Here is a 15,707-nt window from a genome sequence, read left to right as displayed (position 1 = left end):
GAAATATGAGAAATATCATTTGGTTTTTATTTTTCCCGCTTTAACTTTGCGCGATATATTCGAATAATTATCATATCATCTTTTAAGGAAGCTAATTTTACTTATGAAGTGGTCACAGTTTTTTAATACCTCTATCGGTAAAAAATTATTAGTGGGTGCTACCGGCCTGTTCCTTTGTAGTTTTGTTATTGTGCATCTTGTAGGTAATCTTCAGCTGCTGCTCAATGACAACGGGGAAGGCTTCAACACCTACGCGGATTTCATGGCCCACAACGAACTGATCCAGCTTGTGGCATGGGGTTTAAAAGTCGCGGTAATTATCCACTTCTGGGTTGCATTACAACTTACTTTCAGTAACAGAAAAGCCCGTCCGGTTAAGTATGCAGTAAACCCAGGTAATCAGACTTCTTCCTGGTTCAGCCGTCAGATGGCGATCATGGGAAGTATTCTGCTGGTATTCCTGCTCATTCACCTGAAAGATTTCTGGTGGGCTATGCACTACGGTGATTTACCTAAAGGAAATTTCGGAGGTAAAGAAGTGACTGACCTGTACAGCACCGTGTACACAGCGTTTACCACTCAGCTGTGGCTGGTGATCCTGTACGTTATCGGTATGGTTGGTTTGTCTTTCCACCTGATCCATGGTTTTAAGAGTGCTTTCCAGACCTTTGGTCTGAACCATGTAAAGTACAATGGCCTGATCAATTTTGTAGGTGTATGGGTATTTGGAGTACTGATTCCTATTGGTTTCGCGCTTATTCCCGTGATTATCTATTTTAAACATTAAGTAAAGTAAGGAGATATGTTGAACTCAAAAATTCCTGCCGGACCATTAGAACAAAAATGGGAAGAATATAAGGGGCATTGTAAGCTGGTAAACCCGGCTAACAAGCGCAACATGGAAGTGATCATTGTGGGTACCGGTCTCGCAGGGGCATCAGCTGCTGCGTCATTGGGCGAGTTAGGATATAAAGTAAAAGCTTTCTGTTTTCAGGATAGCGCCCGCCGTGCACATAGTATTGCTGCACAGGGTGGTATCAATGCTGCAAAAAATTACCAGAACGACGGTGACTCTGTTTACCGTTTGTTTTACGATACTGTAAAAGGTGGCGACTACCGTGCCCGCGAAGCGAATGTGCATCGTCTGGCAGAGGTGAGTGGCAATATTATAGACCAGTGCGTGGCACAGGGTGTACCCTTTGCACGTGAGTATGGTGGTATGCTGAGCAACCGTTCATTCGGTGGTACTCAGGTACAGCGTACTTTCTACGCAGCAGGTCAAACCGGCCAGCAGCTGCTGTTAGGCGCTTACTCTGCACTGCAGCGCCAGGTGGCTTTGGGTAACGTAACCATGTATACCCGTCACGAAATGCTGGAGATCGTAACGATCGATGGCAAAGCACGTGGTATCATTGCCCGTGACCTCGTAAGTGGTAAGCTGGAGCGTCACTTCGGTCATGCGGTATTACTGTGTACCGGTGGTTATGGCAACGTGTTCTACCTGTCTACCAACGCAATGGGTTCTAACGTAACCGCTGCATGGAAGGCAACTAAGAAAGGTGCTTACTTCGGTAACCCTTGTTACACACAGATCCACCCGACCTGTATCCCTGTTTCCGGTGATCATCAGTCCAAACTGACACTGATGTCTGAATCATTGCGTAACGATGGTCGTATCTGGGTGCCTAAAAAACAAAACGACAACCGTAAGCCAGGTGATATCCCTGAAGATGAAAGGGATTATTACCTGGAAAGAAGATATCCTGCATTTGGTAACCTGGTGCCTCGTGACGTGGCTAGCCGCGCTGCCAAAGAAAGATGTGACGCCGGTTATGGTGTAGGTAGCTCCAAACAAGCTGTATACCTCGATTACGCTTCTGCAATCGAGCGTTATGGTAAGATTGAAGCAAACAAAAGACAGATGCACGATGCAGCTCCTGCCCTGATCACCAAACTGGGTAAAGAAGTTGTGCAGGAGAAATATGGTAACCTGTTCGATATGTACGCTAAGATCACCGGTGAGAACCCTTACGAGGTGCCAATGCGTATCTACCCTGCAGTACACTATACCATGGGTGGTCTGTGGGTTGACTACGAACTGATGACTTCTGTAACAGGTTTGTATGCACTGGGTGAAGCTAACTTCTCCGATCACGGTGCAAACCGTCTGGGTGCTTCTGCACTGATGCAGGGCCTGGCTGATGGTTACTTCGTAATACCTTATACACTGGGTAACTACCTGGCAGACGATATCAGAACCAAAGCGATACCTACTACGCATCCTGCTTTTGACGAAGCTGAGAAGCATGTACAGGATACCCTCAATCAACTGATGGGTATCAAGGGTACTAAATCCGTAGACTACTTCCACAAGAAACTGGGTAAGATCATGTGGGAAAAATGCGGTATGGCGCGTAACGAAAAGGGCCTGACAGAAGCTATCGAAGAGATCATCGCGCTGCAGAAAGAATTCTGGAGTGACGTTCGTATCCCTGGTGAGCAAAATGAGTTCAACCCTGAACTGGAAAAAGCTGGCCGTGTGGCTGACTTCCTGGAACTGGGTGAACTGATGTGCCGCGATGCGCTGAATCGTAGAGAATCCTGTGGTGGTCACTTCCGTGAAGAATCTCAGGAAGATGGTGGTGAAGCAAAACGTGACGACGAAAACTTCTCCTACGTTTCTGCATGGGAATACAAAGGTCCTAACCAATACGAACTCCATAAAGAGGAGCTGGTATTTGAGGTTTGTAAACCTACTCAGCGTAACTATAAATAAGGTCTTGTCTGGCTACGGCCAGATTATTTACAACAATAATAGTCCAACCAGATATGGAACATTATAACATGAATCTCACACTTAAAGTGTGGAGACAGAAAAATTCAGAGGCGAAGGGTAATTTCGAAAATTATCAGGTAAGTGAGATTTCTTCTGAAATGTCATTCCTTGAAATGTTTGATGTGCTGAATGAGCGTCTCATTAACGAAGGAAAAGACCCGGTAGCTTTCGACCACGATTGTCGTGAAGGTATCTGTGGTATGTGTTCCATGCATATCAATGGCCGTGCACATGGTCCATGGCAGGGTACTACCACATGTCAGCTGCACATGCGCGCTTTCAAGGATGGTGATACCATCACTGTAGAGCCATGGAGAGCTGGTGCTTTCCCTGTAGTAAAAGATCTGACTGTACACCGTGCTGCATTTGACCGTATCATTGAAGCAGGTGGTTTCGTATCTGTAAATACAGGTAATGCACAGGATGCGAATAACATTCCGGTACCTAAGGATGATGCAGATGCTGCATTTGCTGCTGCTGCATGTATTGGTTGTGGTGCTTGTGTAGCTGCTTGTAAAAACTCTTCTGCTATGCTGTTCGTATCTGCTAAGGTGTCTCAGCTGGCATTACTGCCACAGGGTCAACCTGAGAAGAAGAGCCGTGTCCTGAACATGCTTGCACAGATGGATAAAGAAGGTTTCGGTAGCTGTACAAATACAGGTGCATGTGAAGCTGAATGTCCGAAAGAGATCTCACTGACAAACATCGCCCGTCTGAACAGGGAGTTTATCGGTGCTGGTTTTACTTACGAAAAGTAATATTGGCGTAATTGAATGTCGTCGCTAATTGAATATCGTAGTAATTGAATGTCGTCGTAATTGAATGTGAAAGGATGTACCGAATTGGTACATCCTTTTTTTTAGATATTACAGGTTATGTAGCAATTTGAGTTTTTAGTTATTCCGGTTTTTTGTTGCTGCGATAGCAGCAACAAAAAACTGCTTTCGGGGTTGCACTTTTGCCTTCGCCAAAAGTGCAACCCCGATTTTATTTTATTTATTGCAGTCATAATTCGTAATTTCCTGTAGTTCCCAAAAAAATTCCGTTATGACTCATCAATCCCGAAGAACATTCCTGCGCAATCTTGGTGGCACCACTGCCCTCCTAAGCGTACGCCCTCTTTCCTCCTTAGCCAACATCTCCCCTAACGATAAGATACGGATAGGCTGTGTCGGTATGGGGATCATGGGTTTTGCTGATGTGCGGGACTCACTTACGCTCCCCGGCATAGAGCTGGCTGGCGTAGCCGACCTCTATACCGGCCATCTCACAAAAGTAAAAGAGCTATATGGTAAAGATATCTTTACCACCCGTGATTACAGAGAACTGCTGGAAAGAAAAGACATCGATGCGATCATTGTTGCGACCCCTGACTTCTGGCATGACACCATCTCTATTGCTGCTATGGAAAAAGGTAAGGCGGTGTATTGCGAAAAGCCCATGGTACAGCAGATCTCCGAAGGACATGCCGTTATTGCCACACAGGCAAAAACAAAAGCCATCTTCCAGGTGGGTAGTCAGCGTGTAAGTAGCATAGGGCTTGCAGAAGCAAGAAACCGCTACCTGGCAGGCGATATCGGCGAACTGGTGATGGTCGAGGCACATATGGATCGTCATGATGCGCTGGGTGCCTGGCAGTATTCTATTCCACCCGATGCTTCGCCCGCTACAGTAGATTTTGATACCTGGCTGAAAGATACCGCCAGAATTCCTTTCGATCCTGTTCGCTTTTTCCGCTGGCGCAATTACAAAGCTTATGGCACAGGTATTCCCGGAGACCTGTTTGTACACCTTATTTCAGGGTTACATTTCATGACAGGGGTAGCAGGTCCTCATCGGGTATATGCCACTGGCAACCTGAAACAATGGAATGATGGCCGCGATGTACCTGATGTGGTGATGGCCCTTTTTGATTACCCAGGTTTCCAGGTGAACCTCAGGGTGAACTTTGCCGATGGTGGGGGAGGTGGTGAAGCCACAAAACTAATAGGCACTGAAGGTGTACTGGAACTGGGCTGGGATAGCTTTAAGATCAAAAAACATAAACTGGCTGCGGCACCGGGGTATGGTGGCTGGGATACATATAATACATGGCCCAAAGCCACACAGGAGGCTTATGTCAAAGAATACAATGAAAAATATACCCCTGCACAAAGGCAGCAACCTGTACAGGAAGGAGAAAGTGTTTTTAATGCACCTCCCGGTTATGATTCCCACATTGATCACCTGGCTAATTTTTATGAATCTGTTCGTACTGGCAAAAAAGTAGTAGAAGATGCTACCTTTGGATTAAGGGCTGCAGGGCCTGCGTTGCTGACAAATGAAAGTTATTTTCAGCAACGACCTATAAAGTGGGACCCCGTGAAGATGGTGGAGGTGGGTTAATTTTGTACTTTAGTAGTCTCAATTATTACCACCTATGAGGATAGCCGCTGCTTATTACGTGATCTTAGCTATGGCCCTGTTTGCCTGTAAGGAAAAAAAGAAAGTTATGTCAGCAGAATCAACGACAACGATAGCCGCTCCGGTAGCGGAAAAGAAAGATACAGCGCTTACTATAAACGGTGATACCCGTATAGATAGCTATTACTGGATGAATGATCGTAATGATCCTAAAGTCCTCGCTTATCTGAATGCAGAGAATACTTACCTGGATACCATGATGGCTTCTGCAACACAGCTGCGTAAGAAGCTGTACGAAGAAATGCGTGGCAGGATCATGGAAACGGATGCCAGTGTGCCTTATCTGAAAGAAGGGTATTACTATTACACCCGTTATGTAGAAGGAAAAGAATACCCTATCTACTGCCGTAAAAAAGGTAGCCTGGAAGCCAAGGAAGAAATCACCCTCAATGTCAATGAAATGGCAGCAGGGCATGATTATTACCAGGTAGGTGGTATGGCGGTAAGTCCTGACGGGCAATGGTTAGCTTTTGGTGTAGATACCGTGAGCCGCCGTCAGTATACCATTCGTATCAAAAACCTGCAAACAGGTGAAATACTTCCTGATGCTATTCTGAATACCACCGGTGGTGCTGCGTGGGCCAGCGATAACAAGACCTTTTTCTATACAGGAAAAGACCCTGTTACTTTGCGGGCAGACAGGATCGGCAGACATGTGGTAGGTACTGAAGCTGCAAAGGATAAAGAGGTGTTCCATGAGAAAGATGAGACCTTTAATACCATTGCTTACAGAAGTAAATCAGGACAGTACATCTTCATCGCAAGTGAAAGTACATTGTCTTCTGAATACCGGATACTGGATGCATCCAAACCAATGGGCGATGCGAAAGTATTCTATCCACGTCAGCATGATCTGCTGTATGATGTAGACCATCAGGATCAGCATTTTTATATCAGAACAAACTACCAGGCGAAGAATTTCAGACTGATGGAATGCCCGCTGGACAAGACGGGTATCAGGGATTGGAAAGAGGTGATTCCACATCGTACAGATGTTTTGCTGGAAGGTCAGGAGTTGTTCAAAGAGCATATGGTACTGAGTGAGCGTAAGAATGGTCTCACACAACTGCGTGTGATCAATACACATACACATCAGGAACATTACCTGCACTTTGATGAACCTGCTTATGTAGCGAGTGTGTCTATCAATCCTGAGTTTGATACGAAGACATTGCGCTATGTATATACTTCAATGACGACGCCTTCTTCCACCTATGATTATGACATGGATGCGAAGACAAATGAGCTGAAGAAAAGACAGGAAGTATTGGGTGGTTATGACCCGAAAAATTATGTGACCGAGCGTGTGTATGCAACAGCGAGAGATGGTGTGAAAGTGCCGATCTCTATCGTGTATAAAAAAGGATTTGAAAAGGATGGCAAGCGACCTTTGTTGCTGTATGGATATGGTTCTTATGGTCACAGCATTGATCCGGGTTTTAGTTCAAACAGGCTGAGTTTATTAGATAGAGGATTTGCATATGCAATAGCGCATATTCGTGGAGGAGAAGAGATGGGCAGACAGTGGTATGAAGATGGAAAGTTGTTTAAGAAGAAGAATACGTTTTATGACTTTATTGATTGTGCAGAATTCTTAGTGGCACAAAAGTATACGGATAGTGCGCATTTGTATGCGATGGGTGGTAGTGCTGGTGGTTTGCTGATGGGTGCTGTTGTAAATATGCGGCCTAAGTTATGGAATGGTGTGATAGCGGCGGTGCCATTTGTAGATGTGGTTACGACTATGTTGGATGAGAGTATTCCATTGACCACGGGTGAGTTTGATGAGTGGGGCAATCCAAAGAATAAGGAGTACTATGATTATATGAAATCTTATTCTCCTTATGATAATGTGGTAGCGCAGGATTATCCAAATATGCTGGTGTTGACAGGGCTGCATGATTCACAGGTGCAGTATTGGGAGCCGGCTAAGTGGGTGGCGAAGTTGAGAGCGTTGAAAACGGATAAGCATTTATTGTTGTTCAAGACAGATATGGAAGCGGGGCATGGCGGGGCTTCAGGAAGGTTTAAGCCTTTGGAAGATGTGGCATTGCAGTATTCGTTTCTGTTAGGATTAGAAGGGAAATAATTTTAAACTACTTTAAATTCCTACTAATAAAAAAGAGGGTGTATCTGAAATTAGATACACCCTCTTTTAGTTCGGATACCTGATGGAGCCAGATTCCATTGTATGCGTTTCTCAGGAGTTTCATTTATTAATGATACACCTTCTTTTTTATTGGAATCGCGCAATGGCCTGCGGCCGGCTTAATTCATTTTATTTCTTGTGTTCTAAGAATTCAGTCTTAACTGTCTCTCCAAAGAAGATGTTTGTCAGCTTTTCAAAAATAACCGGATCATCTGTTGTAAAGAATCTCCTGCTACCATTCTTACTCAATCTCGTTTCCATTTCAGGATGTCTTACCAGATAATCTTTCAGGCTATGAGCAACAATCTTTCCCTGTGATAAAAGCGTAATCCCCGCGGGCAAAAACTGCCTTATCTTCCTGGTCAAAATCGGATAATGAGTACACGCCAACACCAGCGTATCAATATCCGGTGCATCCGTCAATATCTGATCCAGGTATTTCTTCACAAAATAATCAGCCCCTTCGCTATCCGCCTCCCCATTTTCAATCAAAGGCACCCACATCGGACAAGCCAACTGATGTACTTTCACGTGTGGAAAGAACTTTTTGATTTCAATAGGATACGATTCCGAGCTCACCGTACCTTTTGTCGCCAATATTCCTACTTCGCCGGTCTGGGTGAGTGTGCCTACCATTTCGGTAGTCGGCCTGATCACCCCTAAGACCCTGCGATCCGGTGCTATGTTCGGCAGGTCTTTTTGCTGAATGGTGCGGAGTGCCTTGGCAGAGGCCGTATTACAGGCCAGCACTACCAAAGGACAGCCCATGTCAAAAAGGTGCTGTACACATTCCAGTGTGTAGGTATGAATGGTTTCAAATCCTCTGTTGCCATAGGGGGCACGGGCGTTGTCGCCCAGGTAGATATAATCGTATTGTGGCAGGGAGGTGATGATTTCTTTGAGCACCGTGAGTCCTCCATAGCCGGAGTCGAATACGCCAATTGGCCCAGTTTTCATTTCTTTATTTTTTCATCAATCCTGTACCAGTCAGGTCATAGATTTCCTGAATTTCGTGGAGGACTTTTTCGAAATCAATTTTCAGATCTATCAGTTGTCCGTTTTTCAGGTCATACACCCAGCCGTGTACGGTAGGGAACTTGTTCAGAAGGTAGGATTGCTGTACGGCGGCGGTTTTGATAACATTCACACATTGCTCCTGTACATTCAGTTCTACCAGGCGATTGTAACGTGCATGCTCGTCTTCAATGTTGTTCAGCTCCTCTTTGTGCAGGCGGTATACGTCGCGGATATTGCGGAGCCATGGATTGAGCAGACCGAGGTCGGCTGATTGCATGGCTGCTTTTACACCTCCGCAGTTGTAGTGGCCACATATGATGATGTGTTTTACCTGCAGGTGGCGAACGGCGTAGTTGATGACTGACATTACGTTCAGGTCAACATTATTGACCAGATTGGCTACGTTTCTGTGAACGAAGACTTCACCGGCATCCAACCCCATGATCTCATTGGTGGGTACCCGGCTATCGCTACAGCCTATGTAGAGGTATTCTGGTTTCTGCTCGTTTGCCATTTTTTCAAAAAATTCCTTGTCGGTAGCAGTTTTGGAGGCTATCCAACGTCTGTTGTTCTCGAAGATCTCGTCGTATTTAGTCATGGCGAAAGTGAATTAAGGTGGATCAATGCAGGGGTTAAAATTAAGGTATTAGCATGAGAAGAAAAATTACCCTGGGTAAAGGGGGGAGCGCTTGTCAAAAGCCCTTTGTTTTGGGGTGTTGACCTGCTGCGGGCTTAAATTTTGATTAATGCGATAAAATATTGAAACCGTATATTTTTTCGTAACTTTGCGCCTTAAATTTCTTTAGCCAGCATGATCAGTGTTAAAAACGTATCGCTTTCTTTTGGAAAAAGAGTGTTGTTTGATGAAGTTAACCTCAACTTTACCAAAGGCAACTGTTATGGTGTAATCGGTGCAAATGGCGCCGGTAAGTCTACTTTCCTGAAAATACTTTCAGGCGAGATCGATCCCACCAAAGGAACTGTGGAAATCACCCCTGGTGAACGCATGTCCGTATTGAAACAGAACCACTTTGAGTTTGACGAGGTGACTGTGTTGAATACCGTCTTAATGGGTAACAAGAAACTTTGGGAGATCGCTCATGAGAGAGATACGATCTATGCCAAGGAAGACTTTACCGAGGAGGATGGTATGCGTGCAGGTGAGCTGGAAGCGGAATACGGTGAAATGGGCGGTTATACTGCCGAGAGTGATGCAGGTACCCTGCTGGGCGATCTGGGTGTAAACGCAGATGTGCATTCGGTACTATTGAAAGACCTGAGTGGTAGCTTAAAAGTTCGTGTACTGCTGGCACAGGCACTGTTTGGTAATCCTGACATCCTGCTGCTGGATGAGCCTACCAACCACCTTGATGTGGAAACCATCGGTTGGTTGGAAAACTTCCTGGCTGATTATGAAAACATCGTGATCGTGGTATCCCATGACCGTCACTTCCTGGATGCGGTATGTACCCACGTGGCGGACGTAGACCGTGCCAAGATTCAGATCTTCTCCGGTAACTATACTTTCTGGTACGAGTCTTCCCAGTTGATGGCCCGCCAGATTGCCGATAAGAACAAGAAAATGGAAGATAAGCGTAAAGACCTGATGGACTTCATTGCCCGATTCAGTGCCAACGCTTCCAAGAGTAAACAGGCGACCTCCCGTAAGAAAGCCCTGGAAAAACTGGTTATCGAAGACATTCAGCCTTCTAACCGTAAGTACCCAGGTATCATCTTCAAGCAACAGCGTGAGGTAGGTAACCAGATCCTGAATGTAGAGAAACTGGAAAAATCTATAGAAGGCAACAAACTGTTCGGCGATGTTACCTTTACAGTGAACAAGGGCGATAAGATCGCTTTCCTGTCTAAGGATCACGTAGCGCTGAGTACATTCTTCGAAATCATCAATGGTGAGGATAAGGCTGATAGTGGTAAATTTGAGTGGGGTACAACTGTAACCACTGCTTACCTGCCAAATGACAATGCCCAGTTCTTTACTGATAACAATATCAACCTGATGGACTGGCTGCGTCAGTTCGTGCCACCGCATGTAACAGATGTAGATGAGCCGTTCCTGCGTGGTTTCCTGGGTAAGATGCTGTTCAGTGGTGATGAGATCATGAAGAAGACCAGTGTACTGAGTGGTGGTGAAAAAGTACGTTGTATGACCAGCCGCATGATGCTGCAGGATCCAAACGTAGTCGTACTGGATGAGCCTACCAACCACCTGGACCTGGAAAGTATCCAGTCATTCAACGAAAGCATGATCAACTTTAAAGGTATCGTGTTGTTCACAACCCATGACCATACGTTCATGCAGTCTGTAGCGAACCGTATCATCGAAATTACGCCGAAGGGTGTGATTGACAGGTTGATGAGCTTTGATGAATACCTGGCTGACGACAGAGTGAAAGCGATGAGAGAAGAGATGTATGGTGGTAAGGTACAATTAGCTTAATCACAACAGATTATAAAGAGAAACGCCGGCAGAACGCCGGCGTTTTTTTATTGTATTGTCCATTCCATAATCTGATTCAGGTCCTCAGGCAAGTACATCGGTGATCACTTTCATCTTCATGGGGTCTAAGGGCTTGGTTATGTAGGCCATTAGTTCCGGTGTGCGTTGTACTTTCTGCATATCCCGCATGTCCATAGATGAAGAGCACATGATGATGGGAATATGTTGATTGAGGGTTGGTTTAATCGTTTTATAGGCTTCGATGAAGTCCCATCCATTCATACGTTGCATGTTCATGTCCAGGATGATTAAGGAAGGCAGCATATACTGCGGCTGGTCTTGTAACTGAGCCAGCGCATCTTCTGCGCAGAGGAAGCTGGTGATTTCCAGATTGTCGGCTTGTTGTTCCAACATCTTTTTCAGGATGAAATGAAAGATCTCATCATCGTCTACGACGTACACCTGCTTCGTGTTTTCCTGCATAATCGGTTCCTGTATTTTAACACTGTTTGTTGAACTCAATCCCAATAACATACAATATAAGATAGGGGGGGACACATGGTGATGCAAGGTTATGCATTCCCCGGTTTTCACATGAAATTGCAACCTTTTGGGCATGGGTTTCCATCTATACCATAAAAGATTAGTGCAAAGATGGGGGAATTAATTAGAATTTTATATATGTCTTTTTCCAAATAACTAATCATTAACAAATGACTGTTGTGTTAACTTTTGAAAGGAGTGCTATCTTTTTCTTAAATAAAAAGTCCCGGCATCATAAGACACCGGGACCCATTTAATAATATATAGAAGAAAACTACTAGAACAATCCGCCTTTCTTCAGTGTTACTTTACCCTGACCGATTTTGAAACCATCATGGTAGATTTCAACACTGTAATCACCAGGTTTGAAATCGGAGTTTTGTTTCCAGTCCATTACCACGGTCTGTTTCTGACCTAAGGTATAGGCTACAGTTTTCTTTGCAGTATACAGTTTTTCTGTACCATCGTCCAGTGTGAATCTGCCTGAACCAAGGGCTTCAACAGCCAGTGGTGTACCATCAGGAGCGGTGATAGCAACATACAGTTCTTTGTTACCGGTTGGAGCAATTCTGTTCTCATCCAGGTCAAAGGTCACACGCATCATATCAGCGCGTTTTGCCTTGCTTGTTTCTACTTCTTTACCATTCTTTTTCAGCATAATCGGCTGTAAATGAATGTTGGAAGCGTGTAATACGGAACCAAGATTTACTTTCTTGTTCAGGCTATCTTTGATAGAACCTACAGAGTCTCTTTCCTTACGTGCAGTATTACGTTCGTCGGTGAGTACCAGTTTTTCGCCTTCCAGTTTTTCGATCGTTTCCTGATATGAACTGATGTTGCCTTTCAGTTGTTCGATCAGACGACGAGCTTCAGCCAGCTGAGACTGGGTAGCATTTTTGTTGGTCAAAATGCTATTGATTCTGGATTTCATGTCTGCAATTTCCTTATCTTTTGTTTTCACCAGACTATCCATGCGGGTGTTCTGGGAGATCAGGTCATCGAGACGTGCGTTGGCTGCATTATATTCCTGCTGGAGTGCGTCCCGTGAAGAAGAAATGGAATCAATCTGCGCAGTTTGTTGCGTTTGAATTTCGCTGGATTTATTTTTGTCATACAGCATGTAGATCCAGGTACCGGCCAGTGCTGCAATTAAAATACCATATATCAGTCCATTACGGCTTCTTGGTTTTTCAGATCCGGGAGAGCCCGAAGCAGGTTTGTTAAATGTGTTCTCAGTCATAGTCGTTATTATTTATTTAATTTTAATTGTTATATGGTTAAAACTGATTATACAAATGTAAGTGTTAAAAATACTTTAATTATAAAAATTTATAAACTGTTTTTCAACTGTGTTACCGAATATCGCATTAGATCAATTACTGCTGCTTGACATAGAGACAACACCTGCTGTTAAGGCTTTTGATTGTCTTCCGGAAAACATGCAAATGCTTTGGCTTGACAAAATTGCAAAAACTGCGCCAGATTCAGCCGAAGGGGAAGACCTATACGCTGACCGGGCGGGGATCTATGCCGAATTTGGAAAAATCGTTTGTATTTCCGTTGGATTTTTTACCGTAGAAAATGGTCGTTATCAATTGCGTATCAAATCAATTTATCATGACGATGAAAAGGTTTTATTAAGCAGTTTTTTAGAATTGGTAAATAAGTTCTATATAAAAAATCCCAAATTCCAGTTTGCAGGTCACAACATCAAAGAATTTGATATTCCTTTTATTTGCAGGCGGTCTGTGATCCATCAGCTATCTTTGCCACCTGCTTTACAACTGCATAACCTAAAACCCTGGGAAGTACCTATGTTGGATACGATGCAGTTATGGCGGTTTGGCGACTTTAAAAACTATACTTCCCTGAAGTTATTAACAGCGATACTTGGTATACCGACGCCCAAAGATGATATCGATGGAAGTATGGTGGCAAAAGTATATTATGAAGAAGCCAATGGACTGGAAAGGATCGTTACCTATTGTCAGAAAGACGTGGTAGCAGTAGGCCAGCTCCTGATGCGGTTCAAGGGAGTGCCCCTGATGGAAGATGGGGATGTCGTATATATTAAATAATTTAGGGAATGGATTATCAGGATATAATAAAAGACTGGAAACAAAAGAAGTTCAAGTCGTTATACTGGCTGGAAGGAGATGAAGACTTCTTTATCGATCAGGTGACCAACTATGCGGAGCATCATCTGCTGGATGAATCAGAGAAGGGATTCAACCTTACTATATTATATGGTAAGGAGACCTCCTGGAGTGCGGTGGTTAATGCCTGCAGACGATACCCTATGTTTGCCGAAAGGCAGGTAGTGGTGTTGAAAGAGGCCCAGGCTATGAAGGATATTCTGAAACTGGAGACGTATATTGATAAACCACTGGATTCCACCATTTTTGTGGTGGCACATAAACAGGGTAAGATCGATGGGCGCAGTAAGATAGCAAAACTGATAAAAGACAGAGGGGTACTACTCAGTACCAAGAAGATGTATGATAATCAGTTGCCGGCCTGGGTAGATGCATATGTGAATGGATTGGGCAGGGCCATCTCTCAGAAAGCAGGTATTTTGCTGGTTGATCATATCGGCAATGACCTGTCCCGTATGGCGAATGAGATTGAAAAACTGCTGGTGAACCTGGCGCCTGAAAAGAAGATTGATGAGAATGATATTGAGAAGTATGTAGGGATCAGTAAGGAATACAATGTATTTGAATTACAGAATGCTATTGGCCAGAAGGATATGGGTAAGGTGATACGTATTATCCAATATTTTGCCGCCAATCCGAAGGCAGGGCCTATACAAATGGTATTGCCGGCATTGTATAATTTCTTTAGTAAGATGAGTCAGCTCTTTGGTGTGAAAGGTGGGGAGAAGGAGATTGCAGCGGCGTTGGGGGTGCATCCGTTTTTTGTAAAGGATTATATGGCGGCAGCAAGGCAGTACGGGGTAGAGGGAACGGAGAAGGCGATATTGCTTTTACATCATTATAATTTAAGGAGCATCGGTATCAACGACAGTGGGGTAGAGGATGGAGAATTAATGAAAGAACTGGCGTATAAAATAATGAACTAAGACGCATTTATGCATTAAGCCAGCCGCAGGCCCGGCCCAAAATCAAAAAGCCTTTACCGAAGGTAAAAGCTTTTTGATTTTGTAATTTTTATCCTAACAAGGTTTTCGCCTCTGTACTATCTTTATCCATCTGCGCTATCAGCGCGTCCACATTGTCAAACTTCTGATTCGCCCTGATATAGCTCACCATCTCCACCTTAATCACCTGCTCATATAAATCCCCTTTAAAATCAAATATATGTGCCTCCAGGCGCAAATCATTTCCATTAAAAGTAGGCCTTGTTCCAATACTCATCACCCCATTCAATGGTTGCTCCTGCTCCTTCACATGTACCCGGATCGCATAAATCCCCTGTGCAGGTATCAATTTCCGCTGATCTGGCAATTGAATATTTGCCGTCGGATATCCTAATTTTCTCCCCATCTTATCTCCATGCACCACCGTTCCTTCCAGAAAATACTGATAACCAAGCAATTCATTTGCCAGATGCACATTCCCTTCCTGCAAACTCTTCCTGATTTTGGTAGAACTTACTGTCAGATCATGCACAATCTGCTGCGGAATCTCGATCAAACTAAATCCATACTGCGTCTGCTCCGCTTCCAGCAATTCCAGCCCACCTTCGCGGTTATGCCCGAATCGGTGGTCGTAACCAATGATAATCGTATGAGGTTTGAATCTTTCTATCAGAAAATCCTCCAGGTAAGCCTGGGCCGAGAGCTCAGAAAACTCGCGTGTAAAAGGAACAATCACCAGGTGATCAATTCCCTGTGCCGACAGTAAAGCAATCTTTTCATCTAAAGTGGTCAGGAGTCGGACAAGATTACTCCCCGGTTGCAGCACTTCCCTTGGGTGAGGATCGAAGGTGACGATCACTGTCTCACCATCGCAGGCAGTGGCAGCCTGTTGTAATTGTCGGATGATGTGGCGGTGTCCGGTATGAACGCCGTCAAATGTTCCGATGGTAATAACTGCCCGCTTAAAAGCTGGCAATTGGGTAAGGTCCCTGTGTATGAGCATAATACGCCTTCGATATAAATATCTATGCAAATTACAACATTTCGATATAAATGATTGAAAGGGGACGGTGCATTTTGATTATTCCTCTCGTCTGTTTTGATTATTCCTCCTGCTCCTGCGGCCTTTTTGAAAGTGAAG

At 44.4% G+C, this 15,707-nt stretch carries 13 protein-coding genes; 8 read left to right on the top strand and 5 right to left on the bottom strand.

The window, feature by feature from the left end; translation table 11 throughout:
- Window positions 1-103 precede the first annotated feature (103 nt).
- The 5 genes from QQL36_RS34030 (at window position 104) to QQL36_RS34010 (ending at window position 7,388) form a co-directional block, all read left to right on the top strand.
- Window positions 104-787 (top strand): succinate dehydrogenase cytochrome b subunit, encoded by a 684-nt coding sequence (locus tag QQL36_RS34030; protein WP_083721521.1) that lies wholly within the window; start codon window positions 104-106, stop codon window positions 785-787.
- A gap of 15 nt (window positions 788-802) precedes the next feature.
- Complete coding sequence (locus QQL36_RS34025) at window positions 803-2,776, top strand: fumarate reductase/succinate dehydrogenase flavoprotein subunit (protein ID WP_083721520.1); 1,974 nt, start codon at window positions 803-805, stop codon at window positions 2,774-2,776.
- Between the two features lie 53 nt (window positions 2,777-2,829).
- Window positions 2,830-3,594: a succinate dehydrogenase/fumarate reductase iron-sulfur subunit gene (locus QQL36_RS34020; RefSeq protein WP_083721519.1), complete on the top strand. Its 765-nt coding sequence runs from the start codon at window positions 2,830-2,832 to the stop codon at window positions 3,592-3,594.
- Between the two features lie 289 nt (window positions 3,595-3,883).
- Window positions 3,884-5,221 carry a Gfo/Idh/MocA family protein gene (locus tag QQL36_RS34015; RefSeq protein ID WP_083721518.1) on the top strand — a complete coding sequence of 446 codons (1,338 nt, stop codon included), beginning with the start codon at window positions 3,884-3,886 and terminating at the stop codon, window positions 5,219-5,221.
- A gap of 106 nt (window positions 5,222-5,327) precedes the next feature.
- A complete protein-coding gene (locus QQL36_RS34010) occupies window positions 5,328-7,388 on the top strand; it encodes a S9 family peptidase (RefSeq protein ID WP_321568314.1) in 2,061 nt (686 codons plus the stop codon).
- Window positions 7,389-7,577: 189 nt separating this feature from the next.
- Here the strand turns inward: QQL36_RS34010 and murI are convergent, their stop codons facing one another.
- The gene (gene murI, locus QQL36_RS34005; protein WP_321568313.1) at window positions 7,578-8,405 is read right to left on the bottom strand and encodes a glutamate racemase; all 828 of its coding nucleotides are present in this window, start codon (window positions 8,403-8,405) and stop codon (window positions 7,578-7,580) included.
- A gap of 4 nt (window positions 8,406-8,409) precedes the next feature.
- Complete coding sequence (locus tag QQL36_RS34000; RefSeq protein ID WP_321568312.1) at window positions 8,410-9,063, bottom strand: carbonic anhydrase; 654 nt, start codon at window positions 9,061-9,063, stop codon at window positions 8,410-8,412.
- 213 nt (window positions 9,064-9,276) lie between these two features.
- Here QQL36_RS34000 and QQL36_RS33995 point away from each other — a divergent pair, with 213 nt between their 5' ends.
- Window positions 9,277-10,923: an ABC-F family ATP-binding cassette domain-containing protein gene (locus QQL36_RS33995; protein WP_321568311.1), complete on the top strand. Its 1,647-nt coding sequence runs from the start codon at window positions 9,277-9,279 to the stop codon at window positions 10,921-10,923.
- Window positions 10,924-11,007: 84 nt separating this feature from the next.
- Here the strand turns inward: QQL36_RS33995 and QQL36_RS33990 are convergent, their stop codons facing one another.
- Together QQL36_RS33990 and QQL36_RS33985 are read right to left on the bottom strand one after the other, a co-directional pair.
- Entirely contained in the window at window positions 11,008-11,457 is a 450-nt protein-coding gene (locus tag QQL36_RS33990; RefSeq protein ID WP_321568310.1) for a response regulator, read from the bottom strand.
- Window positions 11,458-11,743: 286 nt separating this feature from the next.
- Entirely contained in the window at window positions 11,744-12,706 is a 963-nt protein-coding gene (locus QQL36_RS33985; protein WP_321568309.1) for a hypothetical protein, read from the bottom strand.
- 109 nt (window positions 12,707-12,815) lie between these two features.
- Here QQL36_RS33985 and QQL36_RS33980 point away from each other — a divergent pair, with 109 nt between their 5' ends.
- Both QQL36_RS33980 and holA read left to right on the top strand, forming a co-directional pair.
- A complete protein-coding gene (locus tag QQL36_RS33980) occupies window positions 12,816-13,544 on the top strand; it encodes a ribonuclease H-like domain-containing protein (protein WP_321568308.1) in 729 nt (242 codons plus the stop codon).
- Between the two features lie 8 nt (window positions 13,545-13,552).
- Window positions 13,553-14,548 (top strand): DNA polymerase III subunit delta, encoded by a 996-nt coding sequence (gene holA, locus QQL36_RS33975; RefSeq protein ID WP_083721509.1) that lies wholly within the window; start codon window positions 13,553-13,555, stop codon window positions 14,546-14,548.
- Between the two features lie 88 nt (window positions 14,549-14,636).
- Here the strand turns inward: holA and QQL36_RS33970 are convergent, their stop codons facing one another.
- Entirely contained in the window at window positions 14,637-15,569 is a 933-nt protein-coding gene (locus QQL36_RS33970; protein ID WP_083721508.1) for a bifunctional riboflavin kinase/FAD synthetase, read from the bottom strand.
- Window positions 15,570-15,707 lie beyond the last annotated feature (138 nt).

Origin of the sequence: Chitinophaga sp. LS1 (assembly GCF_034274695.1) — a bacterium.
In the GTDB taxonomy this organism is placed as follows: domain Bacteria; phylum Bacteroidota; class Bacteroidia; order Chitinophagales; family Chitinophagaceae; genus Chitinophaga.
The sequence above is the reverse complement of the archived record's forward strand: the minus strand, read 5'-3'. Positions and strand labels throughout refer to the sequence as shown.

Coding starts and splice junctions, on each gene's coding strand:
- QQL36_RS33970 (WP_083721508.1), bottom strand. CDS start 15,569: ATGCTCATACACAGGGACCTTACCCAATTGCCAGCTTTTAAGCGGGCA.
- QQL36_RS33995 (WP_321568311.1), top strand. CDS start 9,277: ATGATCAGTGTTAAAAACGTATCGCTTTCTTTTGGAAAAAGAGTGTTG.
- QQL36_RS34015 (WP_083721518.1), top strand. CDS start 3,884: ATGACTCATCAATCCCGAAGAACATTCCTGCGCAATCTTGGTGGCACC.
- holA (WP_083721509.1), top strand. CDS start 13,553: ATGGATTATCAGGATATAATAAAAGACTGGAAACAAAAGAAGTTCAAG.
- murI (WP_321568313.1), bottom strand. CDS start 8,405: ATGAAAACTGGGCCAATTGGCGTATTCGACTCCGGCTATGGAGGACTC.
- QQL36_RS34025 (WP_083721520.1), top strand. CDS start 803: ATGTTGAACTCAAAAATTCCTGCCGGACCATTAGAACAAAAATGGGAA.
- QQL36_RS34020 (WP_083721519.1), top strand. CDS start 2,830: ATGGAACATTATAACATGAATCTCACACTTAAAGTGTGGAGACAGAAA.
- QQL36_RS34030 (WP_083721521.1), top strand. CDS start 104: ATGAAGTGGTCACAGTTTTTTAATACCTCTATCGGTAAAAAATTATTA.
- QQL36_RS34000 (WP_321568312.1), bottom strand. CDS start 9,063: ATGACTAAATACGACGAGATCTTCGAGAACAACAGACGTTGGATAGCC.
- QQL36_RS34010 (WP_321568314.1), top strand. CDS start 5,328: ATGTCAGCAGAATCAACGACAACGATAGCCGCTCCGGTAGCGGAAAAG.
- QQL36_RS33990 (WP_321568310.1), bottom strand. CDS start 11,457: ATGTTATTGGGATTGAGTTCAACAAACAGTGTTAAAATACAGGAACCG.
- QQL36_RS33985 (WP_321568309.1), bottom strand. CDS start 12,706: ATGACTGAGAACACATTTAACAAACCTGCTTCGGGCTCTCCCGGATCT.